Annotated in this window: 15 protein-coding genes; 9 read left to right on the forward strand and 6 right to left on the reverse strand. The window is 70.3% G+C overall.

Going from position 1 to position 20687, the window contains the following annotated elements; genetic code table 11:
* Positions 1–167 precede the first annotated feature (167 nt).
* The 5 genes from WME79_RS36800 to WME79_RS36820 all read left to right on the forward strand — a co-directional run bounded on the left by WME79_RS36800 (position 168) and on the right by WME79_RS36820 (position 5964).
* Positions 168–1415 (forward strand): glycosyl hydrolase 53 family protein, encoded by a 1248-nt coding sequence (locus tag WME79_RS36800; RefSeq protein WP_437524752.1) that lies wholly within the window; start codon positions 168–170, stop codon positions 1413–1415.
* A gap of 7 nt (positions 1416–1422) precedes the next feature.
* On the forward strand, positions 1423–2376 hold the full coding sequence (locus tag WME79_RS36805; RefSeq protein ID WP_437524755.1) for a LysR family transcriptional regulator: 954 nt from the start codon (positions 1423–1425) through the stop codon (positions 2374–2376).
* 11 nt (positions 2377–2387) lie between these two features.
* The gene (locus WME79_RS36810) at positions 2388–3020 is read left to right on the forward strand and encodes a class I SAM-dependent methyltransferase (protein ID WP_437524757.1); all 633 of its coding nucleotides are present in this window, start codon (positions 2388–2390) and stop codon (positions 3018–3020) included.
* A gap of 571 nt (positions 3021–3591) precedes the next feature.
* Complete coding sequence (locus WME79_RS36815) at positions 3592–4365, forward strand: DUF6748 domain-containing protein (protein ID WP_437524760.1); 774 nt, start codon at positions 3592–3594, stop codon at positions 4363–4365.
* Positions 4366–5247: 882 nt separating this feature from the next.
* Complete coding sequence (locus WME79_RS36820) at positions 5248–5964, forward strand: glycoside hydrolase family 11 protein (protein WP_437524763.1); 717 nt, start codon at positions 5248–5250, stop codon at positions 5962–5964.
* A gap of 196 nt (positions 5965–6160) precedes the next feature.
* On the opposite strand, the gene WME79_RS36825 is transcribed toward WME79_RS36820, so the two are convergent.
* Positions 6161–9160, reverse strand: coding sequence for a glycosyltransferase (locus WME79_RS36825; RefSeq protein ID WP_437524766.1), 3000 nt, complete (start codon positions 9158–9160; stop codon positions 6161–6163).
* A 29-nt stretch (positions 9161–9189) separates the two neighbouring features.
* Positions 9190–10647 carry a formylglycine-generating enzyme family protein gene (locus tag WME79_RS36830; RefSeq protein ID WP_437524769.1) on the reverse strand — a complete coding sequence of 486 codons (1458 nt, stop codon included), beginning with the start codon at positions 10645–10647 and terminating at the stop codon, positions 9190–9192.
* Positions 10648–11810: 1163 nt separating this feature from the next.
* On the opposite strand from WME79_RS36830, the gene WME79_RS36835 reads away from it, so the two are divergent.
* On the forward strand, positions 11811–13064 hold the full coding sequence (locus WME79_RS36835) for a hypothetical protein (RefSeq protein WP_437524772.1): 1254 nt from the start codon (positions 11811–11813) through the stop codon (positions 13062–13064).
* A 5-nt stretch (positions 13065–13069) separates the two neighbouring features.
* On the opposite strand, the gene WME79_RS36840 is transcribed toward WME79_RS36835, so the two are convergent.
* The 3 genes from WME79_RS36840 to WME79_RS36850 are packed head-to-tail and all read right to left on the reverse strand — an operon-like array spanning position 13070 to position 15284.
* Positions 13070–13483, reverse strand: coding sequence for a hypothetical protein (locus WME79_RS36840; protein ID WP_437524774.1), 414 nt, complete (start codon positions 13481–13483; stop codon positions 13070–13072).
* Between the two features lie 47 nt (positions 13484–13530).
* Positions 13531–14418, reverse strand: a complete 888-nt coding sequence (locus WME79_RS36845) for a glycoside hydrolase family 75 protein (RefSeq protein WP_437524777.1) — start codon at positions 14416–14418, stop codon at positions 13531–13533.
* A 38-nt stretch (positions 14419–14456) separates the two neighbouring features.
* A complete protein-coding gene (locus tag WME79_RS36850; protein ID WP_437524780.1) occupies positions 14457–15284 on the reverse strand; it encodes a tetratricopeptide repeat protein in 828 nt (275 codons plus the stop codon).
* A gap of 401 nt (positions 15285–15685) precedes the next feature.
* Between WME79_RS36850 and WME79_RS36855 the strand changes: the two genes are divergently transcribed.
* From WME79_RS36855 to WME79_RS36865, 3 genes are all read left to right on the forward strand, one after another.
* Entirely contained in the window at positions 15686–17023 is a 1338-nt protein-coding gene (locus tag WME79_RS36855; protein ID WP_437524783.1) for an STAS domain-containing protein, read from the forward strand.
* A 400-nt stretch (positions 17024–17423) separates the two neighbouring features.
* Positions 17424–18860 carry a lamin tail domain-containing protein gene (locus WME79_RS36860; protein WP_437524785.1) on the forward strand — a complete coding sequence of 479 codons (1437 nt, stop codon included), beginning with the start codon at positions 17424–17426 and terminating at the stop codon, positions 18858–18860.
* A 681-nt stretch (positions 18861–19541) separates the two neighbouring features.
* Entirely contained in the window at positions 19542–19736 is a 195-nt protein-coding gene (locus WME79_RS36865) for a hypothetical protein (RefSeq protein ID WP_437524788.1), read from the forward strand.
* A 13-nt stretch (positions 19737–19749) separates the two neighbouring features.
* Here WME79_RS36865 and pssA read toward each other — a convergent pair whose 3' ends face one another.
* Positions 19750–20676, reverse strand: a complete 927-nt coding sequence (gene pssA / locus WME79_RS36870) for a CDP-diacylglycerol--serine O-phosphatidyltransferase (RefSeq protein WP_437524791.1) — start codon at positions 20674–20676, stop codon at positions 19750–19752.
* Between the last annotated feature and the right edge of the window lie 11 nt (positions 20677–20687).

Genomic DNA, 20687 nt, shown 5'->3' on the forward strand with positions numbered 1-20687 from the left:
CATCCCTCCAGCCGCTGCGGCATTCCTATCAACAACGGATCTTTCTACTGACAGCGCCGCATTCGTGGACGCGCCCTCTTCGTGCGCGGTGATCGCGCGAATGGCCGATGGTAGGATCGTCGCCGGGGTCAAGGATGCTGCGACAGAAGCTGGGATGGATGGGTGTGGTGACGCTGCTTCCGGCGCTCTCCGCGTGCGGCGAGAGCTCGGGGGCTGGGGCGGCCGGCGGGGGCGGCGCCGGTCAGGCCGCGTCGACGGGCGCCGAGGCGTCCACGGGGAGCGGAGCAGGCGGCGCGAGCGGCAGCACAACCGGAAGCGGAGCCGGCGCGGGTGAAACGTCCGCGAGCACCGGCGGCGCGGGTGGAACCTCCGCGAGCACCGGCGGCGCGGGCGGCGCGGGCGGCGCGGGCACGGGCGGGAGCGGAGGGGACGGGACGCCGGGCGCGCCCTCGGGCTTCATCCTCGGCGCGGACATCTCCTGGGTGCAGGAGCGCGAGGCCGGAGGCAAGGTGTTCCGCGACATCGATCCGCGGACCGGTGAGCTCGTCGAGAAGGACATCCTCGAGATCTTGAAGGCGCACGGGTTCAACTGGATCCGCTTGCGCCTGTTCAACGACCCGACCGCGGTGTACGCCGATTCGGCCATCGACGACGACCCCTACTCGCGCGAGGGCTTCTGCGATCTCGAGCACACGATCGAGATGGCGCGGCGCGTGAAGCGAGCGAACATGGGCTTCCTGCTCGACTTTCACTACAGCGACGTGTGGGCCGACCCCGACGATCAACACAAGCCCGTCGCCTGGACCGATCTCGAGGGCGACGCGCTGGCGAGCGCCATGCGCGACTACACGCGGGACGCGATCGAGCAGCTGAGTGCCGCCGGCGCGCGCCCGGACATGGTCCAGATCGGCAACGAGACCCCGCAGGGGCTGCTGTGGCCTGACGGCTTCGTCACCGGGCAGGCGTTCCAGGGGCTCGGCTCGCTCCTGAAGGCCGGGATCCAGGGCGTCAAGGACGCCGACGACACGATCACCGTCATGCTGCACCTCGACCGCTGCAACGACAACGCGGCGACGCGCTGGTGGGTCGACGGGGTGCTCGGGCAGGGCGTCAAGTTCGATGTGCTCGGCCAGTCCTGTTACACCGAGTACCAGGGGCCGCCCTCGGGGTGGAAGGCGAACTTCGATGATATCGTGAAGCGCTATCCCGACCTGAAGTTCGTGGTGGCGGAGTATTCGTGGGAGAAGCGCGCGGCCAACGACCTGATGTTCAACATCCCGGACAAGCGCGGGCTCGGCACCTTCATCTGGGAGCCGACCGAGTGGCACGAGCGCATCTTCGCGCCGAACGGCGATATCATCGAGAGCATGATCGCTCCCTATGATCAGATGAAGGTCGACTACCAGGGCTTCTAGCAGCGTCGTGGACTGGGATGACGTGCGCCATTTTCTCGCGCTCGCTCGAACGGGCTCCGTCCGCGCGGCGGGCTCGATGCTCGGCGTGAGCCACTCGACCGTGGCGCGGCGGGTCGAGGCCCTCGAGGCGCGGCTCTGCGTGAAGCTGTTCGACCGGCACCGTGACGGGTACCTGCTGACGGACGCGGGCAACGAGATGGTCTCGGGGGCGGAGCGCGTCGAGCGGGAGATGGCCGCGCTGGAGCGCGGGGTCGCCGGGCAAGACGCGCGGCTCGAGGGGCCCGTGCGCGTGACCTGCACCGACCCCTTCATCGCGAAGATCCTCCTCCGCGCCCTGGCCGGCCTCTGCGAGCAGCATCCCGGCATCGAGCTCGAGCTGGATGCTGACGCCAAGAACCTGGATCTGTCGAAGCGCGAGGCCGACGTCGCGGTGCGCGCGCTCTTGCCCGGCGCGTCCCCGCCGGAGCACCTGATCGGGCGGCGGCTCGCCCCCATCACCCTCTGCAACTACGTCGCGACAGCGCACGCTGCCCAGCTCGACCCCGAGCGCGGCGCGCGCCCCGCGCGCTGGCTCGGATCCAGCGTGCACAGGGTCGCCAAGGAGTTCATCGCGTCGTCGAGCTATCCCGAGGTTCCGATCTGGGGCACGTTCGACTCGATGGCGATCATGATCGAGGCCGCACACGCGGGCCTCGGCTTCGTGATGTTACCCACGTACGCCGGCGATCCGGAGCCTGGGCTGCAGCGCCTCGCGAGGCCGGACCTGCGCCACGTCGCCGATTTCTGGCTCCTCAGCCACCGCGACCTCCGGGACAACGCGCGCCTGCGGGCCGCGCGCGAGGGCATCACCGCGGCGCTGACAGAGCGCGCAGCGCTGTTTCGCGGCGAGGCCGAGGGGTGGCGCGAAACTGCGCCCCTGCGTCACGAACTTGCACCGGGCGCAGGCGCGCCGCGTGCGTAGATTCTTCGACCATGATGACCGCCGACGCCAGATTCTGGGACGACATCGCCGAGAAGTACGCCGCCAAGCCGGTGGAGAACGTCACCGCCTTCGAGCGCAAGAAGGCCATCACCCGCGAGCACCTGCGCCCGAGCTCGACGGTGCTCGAGATCGGCTGCGGCACCGGCTCGCTCGCCCTGGAGATGTCGCCGTTCGCCGGCCACATCCACGCGATGGACGTCTCGGGCGAGATGCTCCGCATCGCCAACCGGAAGAAGCAGGCCCAGGGCGTGACCAACGTCACCTTTCGCCAGGGCACGCTGGACGGACCTACCCCGTACGAGCCCGAGCACTTCGACAGCGCCTGGGCCTACTCCATCCTCCACCTCGTCCCCGATCGGAGGCGCATCCTCAAGGCGATCTTCGATCTCCTCAAGCCCGGCGGCTCGTTCATCTCGTCCAACGCCTGCCTCGGCGGCACCTGGGTGCCGTACGGCGCGATCATCACGGTGCTGCGCTGGTTCGGGAAGGCGCCGGTCGTCCACAGCTACGATCGCGAGACGATCCTCCGCGAGATGCGCGAGGCAGGGTTCGTCGAGATCAAGGAGAGGGAGGTTGGTGGTGGGAGGATATGTGCGTTCATCGTGGCGAAGAAGCCGGGATAGCGCGCAGCTCGCTTCGACCGACAATCCTGCGACCAGGTCGCCAAGGATCCGCCGGCTTCCCCCTGTCCTGGCCAAATCCGGTGGCGTCCACTCAGCGCTCCGGGTCATGACGAATCCGTAAGTGCGCGCAATCCTGCCTCTTTTCCGTTGTGTTGATATGACGCAACGGCTCAGCACCCAAGGAATCCCCTTCATTTGCAGCCCCTTTCCAGCGGGGAGATTGAACAGGGAGGCGGGGAGACGGGGAGTATTTTGAATTTCCCTCCCCGCCTCCCTGTGAAATTTCCGAAGAATTAAAGTCGGATCGATTTCGCGACACCTCGTTGCTCGTCGAATTCTTGCTCCGGCCAGTATTTCACTCGGTAGGTCTGGCAGCGCACTATATTCATTCGCTGGAGCCGATCGTCTCCGGGCGAAGCACGGCGAGCGGGTGGTCGGGCGGCAGGCGCGTACCGTGCTCGCGGCAGCTCGCCCCCTCGACGCGTGGAAGCCCATGAAGGCGCCCCGAGCTTGCGGACCGGCCGAGGCGCTCGCATCCACGTTGACCCGTGTCCGCTCCTGGAGAACACCGATGTTCAACCTCACCCATCATCGCCTCTCGCTGCTCGCCCTGCTCGGCGTGCTGGCCGCGCCAGCGCTCGCCTGCGAAGCCCCGCGCGAGGGCGGCGTCGCGGAGGACCTCGCCCAGGCCGAGCTCGACGTCGAGGACGATGTCGGCGCGCTGGCCGCGGCCGAGGTCGCCGTGGCGGACTATTTCATCGCGACCCGTCCTGACTACCGCAAATGCGTCGCGCCGATCTGCGGCGGCCATTTCGTCGCCCGCGTCAACACCAGCGTGACCCGCTGCGCCGATGGGACTTGGCAAGAAGAATGCCATATGTTCGAGCTGGATCTATCCGGGCTCGGGCTCGACCGCTCGACGGAGGCCAAAGCCAGAGAGGCGTTCGGCGCCGGGCAGGCGCTGGTCCGCGGCGGCCTGAAGCAGGTTGTGCTCGGCGACCTGCGGTCGCGGCCGGCTGACGTCCTCATCGCCAGCGAAATCTGGCTCGGGGCGACGGGCAATACGCCGAAGGGCCACTTTTCTCGTGTCGACAGCACCGGGATCGTGTGCGTGACGTATCCCTGTCCCTCCTTCTCCGAGCATAGCCTGAACACCAACCTGAGCGGTTCACTCGACGGCGTCGATCTGTCCGCGTCCGGGGCCACGTCGACGCAGGTCGAAGGCGGCATGAAGGCGCTCTCCACGACCGGTCTGCTGGTCGCCGGTCAACATGCCGTCATCACCGGTCCGGCCGGCTCGATGAACCGCCTCGAGGCGGCGGAGTTCTACCTGCGCCTGAAGTGACGCCGGCGGGGCGGAGGCACCTGCCTTCCGAACCCCGGTTCGGCTGGAAGCCCTAGAAGGCGGGCCTGCTCGCCGACCTCGAGCACAGCACGTACTTCGCGCGCGCATGAGCGCGGCGCGCTCGCGGCGGCCCCGCCCTTCGCTCCGCGCGTCAGCAAACTTTAACGGGACTGTTCCGCGGGGGCGAAGCGTCGCTATCCGTCGGCTCCTCCGGGATCTTGGGAGTGAAAGCGGCCCCTTCAATGCATGAATAAACGATTGATACAGCGTCACTGTTCCAGGAGGGATGCGGATCATGGAAGGGTTTATATATCAACCACCGCGTGCAGCGTGGCTGTACGATGGGACGGCCACTGCGCAGAGCTGGATTTGTGGATCGCGCTTGGATTTCCCAGCCCCGCGTGGCGCACAGGCGGCTCACACGGCATTTGTTGGATTTCAGAAGAACGACGACGAGCTGCGCAAGGCGATCGCGGTGCGCGCCCATGAGGATCACGCCGTTCGATATCCTGTGATCTGCGGCTCGCCCCCGGTTTCGCAGGCCACCGTTCTCACCTCCTCTGACATCGAAGGACAAAGAGGCCAACCAGAATACAACGCGTCGACCGGCGACTTTCTTTATTTTCGGTTTCTCCGATTTTTCTGTGAGCCACCTTGGTGTGTTGCGATATAGTGACAAGGGGAGCGGCGTCGATTGAGGCTCACTGAGCAATCTCTCGCGACCCTCGTCCCGTTCGTGGGCATTGGGTAGTAGGTTTGGAGCCACTACGAAGAGCCTTACTTTCGGATCGCGTCTGGATTTCTTGGCCCCAGGCTCTCGGAGACACGGCAGCCATGCCGCCTACCTGTGGCGTCCAACTCCAACCAAGAAAGGCGATCGCCATGAACAACATCACCCGGCTCGGCATGTGCTCCGCCCTTGGGCTCCTACTGACCAACTGCGTCATGGATGGCGCAGAAGTGGACATGACCGAGACCGATCTGGCCACCGCTCAAAGCGCTCTCACGATAACCACGAATCAAACCGGCACGGACGGCCTGTGGTACACGTTCTGGAAAGATAGCGGGTCGGTCAGCATGAATTTGAACGGCGGCGGCAATTACGCTGTCAACTGGGCAAGCGGCAACTATAATTTCGTTGGCGGCAAGGGCTGGCTCACCGGGTCATCGAGCAGGAACATTGGCTACAACGCCGGCGTCTGGTCGACGGGCAGCAGCAATGCATATCTGACTCTCTATGGGTGGACGACGAGCCCACTCGTGGAATACTACGTCGTTGACAGCTGGGGCAGCTGGAGACCGCCGGGGGGAACGCCGGCGGGCACGGTCACCACGGACGGGGGCACCTACGACCTGTACAGGACGCAGCGAGTCAACGCGCCTTCCATCATAGGCACCGCGACGTTCTATCAGTACTGGAGCGTCCGAACGTCGAAGAGGACCACCGGGACCAACAGCGTCATCACGTTTTCCAATCACGTAAATGCTTGGGCGTCAAAGGGGTGGAGCCTTGGCACTCACAATTACCAGGTGATGGCAACAGAGGTGTTCAACCCCTCGAGCAGCGGCAGCTCCAACTTGACGGCGTGGCAGAATTAACAGGCCACCTGCTGCGAGAGGTGCAGAACTTTCGCTGGTCGCGTGCCCTCGTGCGTGCGGACATGGACAATCAGAGCTGTGAGGTATCCAGCCGAGCCGCCGCCGGGTTGAGCAGCGCTGCCATGGCGTCCCAGGCGAGCTGGCGTCTTCGGGGAAGGTGCTGGACGAAGCAGGCCTCGTGCTCCAGCGTCTCGCCTCACCTCCCCCGCACGTCCCGCCCGCCCAGGCACAGGCCCACGTAGTCGGCGACCATCCTCTCCAGCGAGAACCGCTCCCGCGCGCGCTCCCACCCTGCCGCCCCCATACGCGCCCGCCGCGCCGGATCGGCGCCGAGCTCGACGAGCGCCGCGGAGAGCGCCTCGGCGTCGCCCGGCGGCACCAGCCGGCCTGTCACGCCGTCGTCCACCTGCTCGGCCATGCCGCCGACCGCCGTGGCCACCACCGGCAGCCCCTCGGCCATGGCCTCCAGCGACGCGTTCGGGCACCCGGCGGGCTCGGCGATCAGCGCGAACACGTCGAGCTCGCGCAGGAACGCGCGCGTGTCGGCGAGCTCGCCGACCCACTCGACCGACAGCCCGGCCGCCATCCGCCGCAGCTCCTCGGCGTGCGCCTCGGCGCCGCGCTCCATGCCGCCCGCGATGCGCAGCACGTGCGGCGGCAGGCGCGGCGCCGCGAGGCGCAGCGCGGCGAGGAGCTCGTCGAGCTTCTTGTGCGGGTGGATGCGCGCCGCCGTCCCGATCGCGAACAACGCGCGCCCGCCGCCGGACGCGCACGGCTCGGGCGCCGGCGCGCACGGCGCCGCAATCGGGCGCGGGCCGAGCGCCACGCCGTTCGGCACCACGTGCGCCGGCGCCCCGAGCACCTCCGCGGCGAGCGCCGCCTCGGCCCCGTACTTGACGATCACCCCCGCAAGACGAGCGCCATAGTCGCGCGGCGCTCGGTAGGGCAGCGCGCGGCGCGGCGACGCGAAATACCGGCGCAGCGAGGCGAAGTACATCTCGCCCGGGCTGATGTCGAAGAGCGGGACGTCGAGCAGCCCGTCGGCCAGGAGCACCTTGTGCTCGGCGATCACGTTCCACATCAGCACGGCCTCCGGCGGGTCCTCCTCGATCGCGCGCAGCAGGCGCTCCACCGCCTCGGCCGGCTCGATGTCGGCCGGCGGCGGCACCGCCAGCACCGGGATGCCCGCGGCCGCGAGCGCGCGCCGCCCCGGCGTCGGGTACTCCGGCTGCTCCTCGATCACGGCCGCCCGGCCGCGCACGCCGGCCGCCGCGAGGCCGAGCAGCAGCCGGCGCGCGCTCGACTGGGCCCCGCCCATCGAGAAATTGTTCGTGACGAGGAGCAACCCGTCGCCCCGGCGCACGCCGCGGTTCCGCGCGATCGCCCGCGGGTAGAGCCGCGCATAGCCCTCGGCCATCCGCGCGAGGCTGAAGTGCCGCGCCACGACCTCGCGGCCGCTCGGCATCCCGGCGCCAGCGCGCGCCTCCGCCACAACCTCCCGGCCGCTCGTCGGCGCGTCACCCGCGTCGCCCGCGGCACCGGCGCGCGCCGCCGCTACGATCGCCTCGGCGAACCGCTCGGGCGCGGCGTCGAGCGGCAGGTGGACCATCGCCGGCGTCTCGGCCGCGATCTCCGCCGTGCCGCCGGCGCCGGTCGCGACGACCGGGAGGCCCGCCGCGAGCGCCTCCAGGTGCGCGAGGCTCAGCCCCTCGTGGGCGCTCGGCGACACGAGGACGTCGGCCGCCGCGAGCAGCCCGGCCACGTCGCCGACCGCCCCCGCGAAGCGCACCTCGGCGCGCAGGCCGAGCCGGTCGACCTCGCGCCGGATCTCCGCCTCCGCGGCCAGCGCCTGCTCGCTGCCGGGCGAGGCGCTCCCGGCGATGACGAGCCGAGCCGCCCGCGGATCGCCGGCCGCCGCCAGCGCGGCCCGCGTGGCCGCGAGGATTCCAGGCAGCAGGTGCAGCCGCTTCTGCGGCCGCGGATTCGCCACGGCGAGCAGGACGAGGTCGTCCGGCGCGATCTCGAGGCGCCGCCGCCACGCCGCGGCCTCCGCCGACACGGATTGGCGCACCGCCTCCCCCGACCCGGACCGATACGCCTCCGCCGCCTCGGCCCCGCGCGCCGCCTCGGCCCTGCGCGCTGCCTCCGCAGGCGCGAGGTCGATGCCGTTCCAGACCGTGCGCGCCGGGATCGGCAGCGCGCGCTCCGCGAGCTCCGCCTCGACCGCGCGCGCACACGCAACGAGCAGCGCCGCCTCCTCCGGACGGAGACGATCGAGCCCCGCCGGCCAGCCTGCAGCCACGTTGTGCACCGTGACGAGCGGGCGGTACCCGCGCGCGGACAGCCGCGCGAGATCCTCGGCGTCGAGCAGGTGCGCGTGCGCGAGATCCGCCCCCCACGCGGCGAGCCCGCGGGCGAGCGCGTCGAAGCGCGCCTCCCGATCGCCGCGCGCCTCGGACAGGTCGAGCGCCCCCGCCGGCGCGGCGAACGTGGCGCGGGTCGGCCGGTACACCGCGCAGACGAGCGAACGCACGCCGCGCCGCGGCAGCTCCCTCGCGAGGTCGATCGCGATCCGCTCGGCGCCCCCCTGCTGCAAGCTGGTCACCACCTGCGCGACCCGCAGCGCCGCGTCGTCGCACACGTCGAGCGGCGCGTGCCGCACCACGCGCGCCCGCCGCGCCCCGAGCTCGCCCTGGAGCGCGGCGTCGAGCGGCTCGCCCGCGCCGAGCCGCGCCGCGACGCCCGCGGCGAGCGTCCCGTCGAGGTACACGCTCGCCACGCGGGGCAGCCCCGGAGCGCGGCGGCCGCGCGCGGCGCGGCTCAGCTCGCCGCCCGTGGCGCGCAGCAGCTCGGCCCACGCCGCGGCGTCCGCCTCGGGCGCCGAAGGCGCGGCGAGGTCGATCGGCGCAAGGACGGCGCCGAGCGCGCAGAGCGGCAGCCCGGTGTCGCTCGGCGGCGGGAACGGGTCCGGCTCGATCGCCGCGGAGGGCGCAGGCCAGGCGCCCCCGCGCACGAGCCACACCGGCCCCGCCGCGAGCTCCTCCGCCGCGGCCGCGAGCGGCGCCGCCGTGAGGTCGACAGGCGCGAGCCCGGCGAGCCGCAGCGCGCGCAGCGTGCGGCCGGCGCGGGCGCGGTGCGCGGGCGCTTCGGCGAAGACGGCGCAGAGCGGGCGGCGCATGCGGGAGCTGCGGGACATGCGAGACATGCGCGATCGAGCGGCGCGGCTCAGTAGGCCGACGGATAGCCGCGGAACGGCGCGGCGACGGCCACGTCCGGCGCGCTCGAGATGCGGTCCCTCGACCGGTGCCCCCCGACGGCCGCGCGCGGCGCGGCGGACGGCGCCGCAGCCCACCCGGCCGCGCGCGGAGCGGCCCACGCAGCCGCGCCGATCTGCTCCACCTCCACGGCGGACGGGACGCCGCCCGTGTAGACGAACTGCCCGCGCGGGCCCGGCTCGATCGGGACCGACGCGCGCCGCATCGCGCCCTTCACGAGGCAGCGGTAGTGGAGCATCGACCCGTGCAGGTGCGGGGGGGCGTGCAGCCAGAAGCCGTCGCCCTGCGGCCGGAACGTCACGCCGGGCGGCGCCCCGGCCATGGGCCTGCGGCCGACCGCGCGGTGCACGAGCAGGCCGATGAGGCCGATGACGGCGCTGGCCAGGACGAGGCCGCCGCCGACGAACCCCACCGTCGCCGCGGTCGACCAGGAGCTCGAGCGCGGCGCCTGCGCGGTCGCCGCCGGCGGCGGGGTCGGCCCAGGCGCCGCGGCAGGGGCGCTCGCCGAGAGCGCGGCGACCACGCGGAAGCCGTTATCCGCGTTGCGGCTGCCGGGGTCGTTGCGATACCGCGCCGCGGCGCGCAGGTGCTTCGCGTCCTTGAGCCACGACCCGCCGCGCAGCACGCGCCGGGGCTTGTCGCCGGCCGGGGGCGCCGTCTGCTCCGGGTCGACCGCCGGGCCAGACGCATAAGGCCCGTACCAGTCGCGACACCATTCGTAGACATTGCCGCTCATGTCGTGCAGGCCGAAGGCGTTCGGCTGCTTCTGCCCGACAGGCCTCGTCCCGCTCCCCGCGTTGCCCTTGAACCACCCGATGACGGCCGCGGCGCTGTCGTTCTCCCCCGCATAGAACCGCGTCTGGGTCCCTGCGCGGTCGGCGTACTCCCATTGCGCCTCGGTCGGCAGGTCAAAGGCGCGGCCGGTCTTCTGCGTCAGCCAGCGGGTGAACTCGCCCGCATCCTTGAAGGTCACCAGCGTCACCGGGTGCAGGTCGGTCTGCGGGAAGCCGGGAGTCTTCCAGGTGAACTCCTTGCGCTGCGAGAGGCCCTTGCCGTCGAACCCGAACCCGCCGGAGGCGCCGACCTCGGCCTCCGTGCGGTAGCCGGTCTCCGTGGCGAAGCGCGCGAACTGCCCGACCGTGACCGGAAACTTCCCCAGGTAGAAGTCGCGGCCGAGGGTCACGTCCCGGACCGCCTCGTCATCACCGCGCCCGGCCTCCGCGGGCGGCGAGCCCTGGCGGAAGTGCCCCGCCTTCACCAGCACGAGATCGAGCTGCACCCCCCCGAGGTCGATCGCGACGGCGGGGGCCGGGTCTGCGGCCTGCGCCGAGGCCGGGGCGAGGAGGGCGACGGCCGCCCCGAGGACGATCGCAGAAGGGAGGCGGCAGGCGGTGGCGCGAGGCTGCACCGGCCCAGGCTACCAGAGCGCGCGGCCGAGGTGCGCTCGCAGCGACCCGAGCGGCGCAGGCGACCGAGCGGCGGTGGGCGTCCGGATCGCCTCGCCCTCGCCGCGCCGGAAGCCGGAAGAGCGAGCGCACTGGCGCGCCCCCTCCCTTGCGCCGCGCTCGCGACATCACGCTTATCAAAGCGTCTTTACAGTTCTTCACTCAACACATGATCTGACCGGCACCAGCGCGAAAACAGGCACAAAACAGCACGCCAATGCCGCTCCGGGTGACCCATCGCGGCCGGGATCGATGCTCGACAGGCGCTGGTCCGCATGGCATCCAGCGATGCTCGACGCCGGACTCAACGGCGGTCGAGCGCGCCCTGGCCACAACTCACAACGAAGCGAAAGGATGTACGCACTGTCGGCCGAGGCGTTCGATGTGCGATGGCACGCGGACGGATGCGGGGCGCGTGGCTCGTCCTCCGGCGCTGAGGACGTCGTATCCTTGCTGCGCCATGGCCGCCTGACGACCGATCGTTCAGCGTGGGAGCTCACAGCGAACGACCCGCAGCTCGCCTTGAACAGCGAGCTGCGAGCAGCTGCACGAGCACAGCCTGTCCTCGCTCTCGCGGCAGACTCACGTGTGCGTGGTGGGGGGATTCCCCCTTCCTGCCGGCGTGAGGGAACCGCCAAGTCGCCCCATGCGCCCCTCGCCGCGGCGGGTGACAGCGAGGACAGTGGGGAGTTCTACGCGGCGCTGAGCGTACGTGTCGACATGGTGAGCGGTACGATCCTCTACCCCGCGCGTCCGCGTTTGATCTGCAGCGGGGCGCCGACAAGGACATTGCTTTCGGCGGCGGCAATCACTATTGCATCGGGGCGACGCTGGCTCGCATCGAGGTGCGGCTCGCCATCGACACGCTGCTCGACCGCTCTCCGAGATGGGGCTCGCGGGACCGGCCGAGCGGGCGCGGCCGCCTTCGAACCTGGAGATGACTTCATGATGCGTCCGACTCCGCCCTCGATGGGGTGAGGTCGGCCGCGGACATGCCGGCGCGGACATGCCGGCGTCGATCGATTTTCTTGGGTGCGCGCCCCTCTGCGAGCCCCCGGGAGCCATGTGCGCGCGACACGACCGGCGCGCGCGAGATGCGATACCAACACACGGCAGGGATCAACGCATGCGAACAACGACCTCACTCATCGCTCTCCTCGGTGCAGTCGCCCTCTTCGGCTGTTCTTCCTCGGACACCAACCCTCAACCCTCCGAGGACGAGCTGCTGGCGCCGCCGGCCGAGGGCGCCGGCGTGCAGTATCGGATGGTCTCCACGCTCGATCCGGCGCAGGAGATCGAGCGCTGCCAGCTCTTCGTCGCGCCGCCGGAGGGGCTCAATGTCAACCGGGAGCTTGTGCGGTTCTCCGGCGGGAGCCACCACGTGCTCCTGTACACGACGCCCTACACGTCGATCCCGACCGAGACGCGCCGCGGCGTCGCCCTGGACGCGACCCAGGTCCACGACTGCAACGACGGCCCCCAGGCCGAGTGGGAGGTCGATGGCGTGGTCGCCGGCTCCCAGTCGCCCGACGGCAACTCCTTCCTCGGCGATCTCCCGGAGGGCGTGGCGCTCAAGGTCCCGCCGGGCACGGTGCTCCTCATGAACACCCATTATCTGAACTCGTCGTCCAAGCCGATCGAGACCGACGCGCGCATCAACCTCTACACGATCGCGGATGACGAGGTGAAGGTGGAGGCGGGCATGCTCTTCCATTACAACCCCTTCATCAGCGTGCCGGCGCACGGAAGCTCCGCGGCGCGGATGCGTTGTGTCACCGAGAACGATATCTCGGTCGTGAGGATCCAGTCGCACATGCACCGGCGCGGCGTCGGCTATGTCGCGAACAAGGTCGCTCTCGACGGCACGATGACGGAGCTCTATGCCCACGACCGGTGGGAGGGGGTGCCGTCAAAGGAGTTCTCGCCGTTCCTCGAGGTCAAGGCGGGAGAGTCCCTGGACTACCGCTGCGATTTCAACAACGTCGAGGATCGCACCATCGCGCAGGGCCTGACCACCCGCGATGAGATGTGCATGCTGATCGGGCCGTACTTCCCGCGCTCCCCGGCCTACGAGAACTGCGAGACCGAGGAGGGCCTGGTCGCGGCGACGTGGTTCGGCGACGGGAAGACCACGTGCGCGCAGACGTTCGAGTGCCTCAACAACAGCAACGGGGAGGATCCCGAGGTCTTCGGCTGCATCGTGAACAGCTGCGAGAACGTCGGGCCCCAGCTCTCGGCGGCGCTCGCCTGCCAGATGACGGGAGGGAACGGCGCCTGCATCGAGGCGTGCGACGGCCAGGACGCCGAGGCCTGCAATACGTGCGTGGGCGAGGCGTGCGCCGCGGAGATGGAGGCCTGCCAGGCCGCGACGTGCGACTGACGTCGCTATGACAGGCGCCGCGGGGCGGCCCTGCTCCGCCCCGCGGCGATCCTCTCGCTCCCGGAGGCGATCCTCCCGGCCCCGTCATCGGTGTTAACCAAGCCCGTTCGGTCACGCTCAAGGCACGAAGCCGTCGTGGTCGTGGACGTGAACGTGGTCGTGGACGTGAACGTGGTCGTGGTCGTGGTCGTCAACGGCTCGGTCGTGAACGTGAACGTCACCCGGAAGTCGCCGCTTTCATTCGTTGACCAAGGGTTCGGCAGAACGTTTACGTCCACGATCGTGTCGTCGACGACCACGTCCACGTCCACGTCCACGTCCACGTCCACGTCCACGTCCACGTCCACGTTCACGTTCACGTTCACGTTCACGTTCACGTTCACGTTCACGTCCACGTCCACGTCCACGTCCACGTTCACGTTGGTGAGCGATGGTGGGGGAGGGACGGGCTTTGAGCGCTGCCAGCTCAGGGAGCCGCGAGGAGCTGGGCCGCGAGCTGGATCCCCAGCTCCTCGGCCTTCGCGTGGTCCTCGACAGGATCCACGACCGCCCGCGGCCCCGCGAAGACGATGTAGGTAATACCGCTCGCCACCCCGACGCCCGGCCGCTCGATGCCTACGGCCTGCGCCATCGCGTACGATCCCATCCCGATCGTATCGCACTCCCCGGTATCACCAAGGATGCCATAGGCGACCGTATCGCCGCGGATGACCGCCACCACGGCCCCCAGCTCGACACCGGCGTCTTTGTGGTTCCACGCGAGCGCGTCGCATTCGCCGGGCCAGCTGTTGGGGGCGACGATGAACGGGAGATGGACCGAGTCGAGCGCGTTTCCCTGCGAGTCGGACAGCGCCGTGTGAGCCGTCGACGAGGGGCACTCGGAGGACTCATGGGACAGCCCGTCGCAGTCGATCCCCATCCCGGCTTGCCAGAAGTACGCCCCGTTCAGCCCGCAGACAGGGATGCCGGGCTCCGCGTTACCGTCAAACGCGTTCCTGAAGGGTCCCGACGAGGCCGGGCGGCACGACGCCGTGAGCGCGAGCAGCTCCGCCGCCGTCGGAGGGCCCGGCGGCTGACCCCCGCCGGCGCCGCCCTCGCCAGCGCCCCCGCCGCCTCCCGCGCCTGTGCCGCCCTCGCCAGCGCCCCCCTCGCCGGCGCCAGCGCCTCCCTGGCCTGCGCCGCTCCCGCCTGTGCCGCCTGTGCCGCCGCCTGCGCCGCTCCCGCCTGCCCCGCCCTGGCCGACGCCGCCGCCTGTGCCTCCCCCGCCTTGGCCGACGCCGAACTCGAGATCGCCGACCCCGGAGATGCTCGTGCACGCGCCGCCGGAGAGCGCCAAGGCCGCGAGCGCTCCCACGATCCACGCCCTCCTCGCGCCTGGCGCCATCGCTCGCATCAGAACTTCCCCTGGAGCTCGATCCGCCCGAGGCCCACCCCGGCGCTCCAGGCCACGCCGCGCGGCGCTCGCCGCGGCGCGCCCGCAGCCGCAGGCGCGCCCGCAGCCTCGCTGCCGCCGCCGGACCGGACCACGAGCAGCACGACGCCCGTCGCGGCCGCCGCCGCGCCCACGATGAAGCCCACGGTGGACACATGGCCCAGCGTGGCCGCTGCGTCCGCGTCGCCTTGCAGCTCGGGCGGGCAGCGCTGGCCCTCGCAGCGCGCCTTGATGTCCGAGACCTGCGACAGCGACATGAGGCCGGTCACGGCGCCGACGCCGATGCCCACCGCCCCGATCCCGAACGCGACGCCGGCGGGGACCAGCGAGCCGCCGCCCTCCGCCCCGGCCGGGGCCGCGGGCTCGGCGCGGGGCGGCGCCTTCACGGCGGCCGCCTCCATCGCGGCGCGCACGCCCGCGAGCTCGGTCTCGGCGTCCTTCCGCGCCTCGAGGAACGCCGTCGGCGGATCCTCCGGGAGCGGCTCGCCGAGGACCTGCTCGTACAGGTCGCGCGCGGCCTCCAGGCGGCCGAGCTTGCGCTGGCACCGCGCCATGTAGAGCACGAGCGTCGGCGCGTGAAAGAGGCGATCCGCCTCCTGGAAGACGTCGAACGCCTCCTGCCAGCGGTCCGCGCCGTACAGCTTGAGCCCCTCGTGCGCCTTGGTCCGGGCGGCCTGCTGCGCCTCGGCCGAGGCGCCGTCCGGCGGAGGCGCCCCGAGCGCCGGCACGGCGGCCAGCAACGTCACAACGAACGCACACCGGCGAAGACAGTTCGAGAGCATCATCATCCTTATCCGTCAGAAGCCGTCAAAAGCCGTCAAAAACTGGAGCAGAAGCCGGAGAGGACGCGGAGGCCGTCGCTTGCTTCACGGCCCCGCGCGCCGCCTCGCCGCGGCGGCGGTCGACACCTTAAGGGGAAGAGCGCACCACCGTCCAGCGACGACTCGGATGACGAGCGCCGCGATCTCCCAGGATCTCCGTCGCGCCCGCCGCCCGCCCGGCGAGGTCACCGCGACGCGGCGGCGCTCGCCGGGGACCGCGCGCGCCGCGCCGGTCAATGGCAAACGAGCGAAACAAGCGGACCGCCGACGACGCAGCGTCGAAACGGATTTGATACATGGCGCATGTTACGGCTTCATGCATGACTTGCCCCCTCAAACGCTCGGATGAACTGGCGGCGCGAGCTCGATTGAGGCTCGACAATCTCCTGACGGATGAGCGGTCGCTCGTGGACCTGCTCCGGGTGGTCACCGTCGACGTCCACGAGGCAGCGAGCGTCGAAGAGGCGCTGCATCGCACCATCACGCACATCTGCAATCACCTCGGCTGGCCGGTTGGGCATGCGTACGTGCCGGCCGCGGACGATCCGTCTCTGCTCCTTCCCACGGCGCTCTGGCACCTGAACGATGAAGCAAAGTTCGCGACCTTCAAGGCTGTCACCGAGGCGACACAGTTCACCGCGGGGGTCGGGCTGCCGGGGAGGGTGTTCGCCTCGAAGCAGCCGGCGTGGGTGCGCAACGTCACGGCGGACGCCAATTTCCCGCGCGCCAGGCTCGCGAGGAACCTGGGCGTGAAGGCGGGGTTCGCGTTCCCCGTGGTGGTCGGCGCGGACGTCGTGGCCGTGCTGGAGTTCTTCTCCGACGCCGAGCACGCGGACGACGGGAAGTTCACGGCGACCATCGACCGCATCGCGCGGCAGCTCGGCCGCATCTTCGAGCGCAAGCACGAGCAGGAGATGCTGAGCAGGGAGCGGGATTTCATGGCGGCCGTCATGGACCTCGTCGACGGCCTCATCGTGGTGCTCGACGCGCGCGGCCGCATCGTCCGCACGAACAGCGCCGCCGAGCAGGCGCTGGGGAGCGCGCGGGGGCTCCGGGAGGCCCGGTTCCTCTGGGACCTCACGCCCGATCCACACGCGTCGGCGCAGCTCAAAGGCCTCTTCGAGCAGCTCGGCGCGGGCGGGTCGAAGAGGCAGGTGGAGGTCCCGTGGACGGCCGCAAACGGCGCCCGCCGGGTGACGGCGTGGTCGGGCGCCGTCCTGCGCGGCAGGGACGAGAGGGTCCGGTTCATCATCATGACCGGCATCGATCTGACGGAGCGCAAGCGCGCCGAGGAGGAGCGCGCGCGGCTGCAGGAGGAGGTGATCAAGGCCCAGGACGCCGCGCTGGCGAAGCTGTCCATGCCGCTCATCCCCATCCGCGACGACGTGGTGGTCGTGCCGCTCATCGGCCCGCTCGAGGCCGGGCGGGCGCGCCGCATGATCGAGGCGCTGTCGCGCGGCATCGCGGACCGCCGCACGCGGATCGCCATCATCGACCTGACCGGCGTGGACGAGATCGATCCGCCGGCGATGGAGGCGCTGCTCGAGGCGGTGCGGGTCGCGCGCCTCCTCGGCGCGCAGGTGGTCCTCACGGGGATCCGCCCCGAGGTCGCCCACCGCCTCGCCGAGCGCGGCGCGGACATGGGCCGCTGCGCGGTGAAGAGCTCCCTCCAGAGCGGGATCGCGTTCGCGATGGCGAGCCGCTGAGCCGCTGAGCCGCTGAGCCGCTGAGCCGCTGAGCCGACCAGCGCGCCCGACGTCGGGTGTCGTCCGTCCGCAACCGGAACGGCATCATCACTGCATGGAACAGGGACGAACGCGACACCGCCGCGCCCTCGTTCCGTGCTGTAATGAGATGTTCCTGACAAACCCCTCGTTTTGCTCGCATTTTTGGAGAAGAATTCAACAGGGAGACGGGGAGACGGGGAGTTCGGTGGTATTTCACTCCCCGTCTCCCTGCCTCCCTGTTGAATTTTCCCAGAAAATTCGAGGGGATGCTCAGGAGACGATCCCCAGAAAGGTCTGGTGCAGCGATATGCGATCGACGTCTTCCCTCTTGAAGCGATGCTTATGGGTTCGGCTGCCTCTGCTCGCCTCGGCGCTCGCCATGTCCGCGTGTGTGGCCGATCTGCCGCTCGACGTGGACGAGGGCGCGGAGGCGGAGCTCCTCGGCGAGCACAGCGATGCGCTGTCGACGCGCGTCCGGCTCATGGCCGCCAACATCACGAGCGGCAACAACCAGAGCTACGATCCCGGGCACGGCAAGCGCATCCTCCAGGGAATCAAGCCAGATATCGCCCTGCTGCAAGAGTTCAACTACGGCGGCAACACCACCTCCGAGATCCGCGCCTTCGTGGACGCGACGTTCGGCGCCGGGTTCAGCTACTACCGCGAGAGCGGGGCGCAGATCCCGAACGGGATCGTGAGCCGGTGGCCGATCGTGGCGTCCGGCGAGTGGGACGACACGTCGGTGAGCAACCGGGACTTCGCGTGGGCGCGCATCGATATCCCTGGCCCCGGCCACGTGTTCGCGATCAGCGTCCACCTCCTGACGTCCAGCGCGGCGGCGCGCAACACGGAGGCGCAGGACCTCGTCTCGTTCATCGAGGCGAACGTGGCCCAGGGCGATTACCTGGTGATCGGCGGCGACTTCAACACGGGGAGCCGGACCGAGGCGTGCGTCTCGAGCCTCTCGGACGTCGTCGTCACGGCCGGGCCCTATCCCGCCGACGGGAACGGGAACGCGAACACCAACGCCGGCAGGACGAAGCCTTACGACTGGGTGCTCGTCGACGGCGACCTGGAGGCGTACGAGACGGCCGTCGTGATCGGCGGGAGCAGCTTCGCGAACGGCCTTGTGGCGGACACGCGCGTCTACTCGCCGCTCTCCGAGATCAGCCCCGCGCTCTCGTCGGACAGCGGCGCCTCGAACATGCAGCACATGGGCGTCGTGCGCGACTTCCTGGTCCCCGACGGCGGCGGCGGGGCCGGCGGCAGCGGCGGAGCCGGCGGCAGCGGCGGGGCCGGCGGCAGCGGCGGGACCGGCGGCAGCGGCGGGACCGGCGGCGGGGGCGGGGGCACCGCCGCCGTGATCATCAACGAAGTCCTCGCGAACGAGCCGGGCAGCAACACGGCCGGCGAGTTCGTGGAGATCGTCAATGTCGGCACGGCGGCGGCGGCCCTCGCCGGGTGGACGCTCTCTGACGGCACATCGACGCGGCACACCTTCCCGACCGGCGCGTCGCTCGCTCCCTCGACGGCCATCGTGGTGTATGGCGGCGCCTCCGCCGTGCCGAGCGGCAGCGGGGCCGTCGCGGCGTCCACGGGGTCGTTGAACCTCGGCAACAGCGGGGACACGGTCACACTGCGAAACGCCTCGAGCGCGACCGTGGACACCGTCACCTACGCGAGCGGGCTTGCGGCGCAGGACGGCGTCTCGATGAACCGCAGCCCCGACGCCTCCCCGGGAGCGCCCTTCGCCCTTCACAGCACCCTTGGCGCGAGCACCTCTCCGGGCCGTCGCGCGAACGGCTCGGCGTTCTGAGGCGCCGCTCGGACACAACCCATCAAGGTCGAGGCCGAGCGCTGAAGCGCCAAGTGCGCCTCTAGAACACCGTTCACAGTAGAGTCTCGGGGAAATCAACAGAAGAGAAGAAAATCGCAAGGCGCCAGTGGAAGACAGGAATTATCTCCTCTCTCATCCCTTGCGCCCCTTGCGTCCTTGCGGTTTTTCTCTTTCCCGCATTCCCTTGCCGTTGGAGTTTGCTCCCCGGCGGCTCGCTGGGCTCCACAACCCATTGAGTTCAGACGACTTTCAACCTATTCGGCGCTCCAGCACGAGCCTGCTCGCGCCCGCGCAAGGGCCACGCCAGAGGCCGGTACACAGGGTTGACGGTCAGCGCCAGAGCTTTAGATGGTGAACCGCGTCAAGGTCGGAGGGGGACCTGGCGAACAGACGATCGTCCGAGACAAGCACCGTTTCTCTCAATGGCAGGAGGGGTGATCCATGAGCAGGCTACGCCGCGGTCTCGCTACCCTGGCCGTCGTGTCGCTCACGTCGACGGCCGCCTATGCGCAGATGATGATCTATGCGCACTCCGGGCCCGTCACCAGGGCCGGAGGGGTCAACGGGACCACCCATCAAACGTTCACCTATGTGTCAATGGGCAGATGGGAGGCACGAACGAAAAATATCTGGAATGATGGGCTACAGGACCCCGAACAGGTGGATTACTATCTCGAGTACGACAGAGGGCCCGGGAAGGTCTGCTTGAGGCACGAGCGCCTGGACCCGATCTGTCTCCTGGATGACGGCATCTACACGTATCGCGCGTGGCCGGGGGCCCCCTACCCGCAGACCGCCGAGGTGAAGTGGTGGAAGCAGCAGGGGAACGGATACTGGCAGTCCGGGAGGCCGTGATCGGCGGGCCGCGCTACAGCCGCTCCTTGCCTCCCAGGGCGCGCGCGTCGAGCGCAGCCGGAGCGCCGCGCCGTAGCGCCGGAAGCTGCCAGAGCGACTCGACGACGCCGAGCAGGACATAGACGCCGAGCCCCCAGGCGAGGACGAGCGCGGGCCCCCAGCGGACGGAGAGGAGCGCGCTCGATCCGAGCCCGAGCGCGATGGCCAGCAGCGTGCGGGGGTCGAGCCGGAGGTCCTTGAACGAGCGGAACCGGAGGGTCGACACCATCAGCAACGAGAGGAGCAGCGTCGTCGCGAGGACCGCCGGCGCGACGCCGGCGCCGCCGCGCTGCCCGTCCGCGCCGTCGTGGGTCATGACGATCGCGATCAGGATCCCCGCCGCGCCCGTGACAGGGAGGCCCACGATGTACCTCGCGGGCGAAGGCGGCCTGCCTGCCTCGCCCATGGAGAGGACGTTGAAGCGGGCGAGCCGGATCGCGCCGCACGCGGCGAACACGAACCCGCCGAGCACACCGGCCAGGCCGAGGCGGTGGAGCGCCCACTGGTACACGAGAAGCGCCGGGGCCACGCCGAAGGAGACGAGATCGGCCAGCGAGTCGAGCTGGACCCCGAACGCGCTCTCGGTCCGGGTCATCCGCGCGACGCGGCCATCGAGCGTGTCGGCGAGCATCGCGAAGAGGAGGAGGAGCGCGGCGCGCTGGAAGTCGTCGCCGGACCGCGCAGAGGCCGAGAGCCGTATCGCGTCGAAGCCGCAGAAGACCGAGGACAGCGTGATCAGGTTGGGAAGGAGGTACAGGGCCCGCCTTGGCGCCGGCCGCGGCCGCTCCAGCCCCACCTCGCCGCGCGGGCGCTCGGGACGCGCCCTTGTCCCCTGCCCCGAGCCCGCGGGACACCACGGCCCGACGCCGGTGTCCCACGCTGCTGGATGATGTTCTGACATGGTGGCGACCC

The organism is Sorangium sp. So ce726, assembly GCF_051521405.1.
GTDB lineage: Bacteria > Myxococcota_A > Polyangia > Polyangiales > Polyangiaceae > Sorangium.

Coding starts and splice junctions, on each gene's coding strand:
- WME79_RS36810 (WP_437524757.1), top strand. CDS start 2,388: ATGATGACCGCCGACGCCAGATTCTGGGACGACATCGCCGAGAAGTAC.
- WME79_RS36815 (WP_437524760.1), top strand. CDS start 3,592: ATGTTCAACCTCACCCATCATCGCCTCTCGCTGCTCGCCCTGCTCGGC.
- WME79_RS36820 (WP_437524763.1), top strand. CDS start 5,248: ATGAACAACATCACCCGGCTCGGCATGTGCTCCGCCCTTGGGCTCCTA.
- WME79_RS36825 (WP_437524766.1), bottom strand. CDS start 9,160: ATGTCCCGCAGCTCCCGCATGCGCCGCCCGCTCTGCGCCGTCTTCGCC.
- WME79_RS36835 (WP_437524772.1), top strand. CDS start 11,811: ATGCGAACAACGACCTCACTCATCGCTCTCCTCGGTGCAGTCGCCCTC.
- WME79_RS36850 (WP_437524780.1), bottom strand. CDS start 15,284: ATGATGATGCTCTCGAACTGTCTTCGCCGGTGTGCGTTCGTTGTGACG.
- WME79_RS36860 (WP_437524785.1), top strand. CDS start 17,424: ATGTCCGCGTGTGTGGCCGATCTGCCGCTCGACGTGGACGAGGGCGCG.
- pssA (WP_437524791.1), bottom strand. CDS start 20,676: ATGTCAGAACATCATCCAGCAGCGTGGGACACCGGCGTCGGGCCGTGG.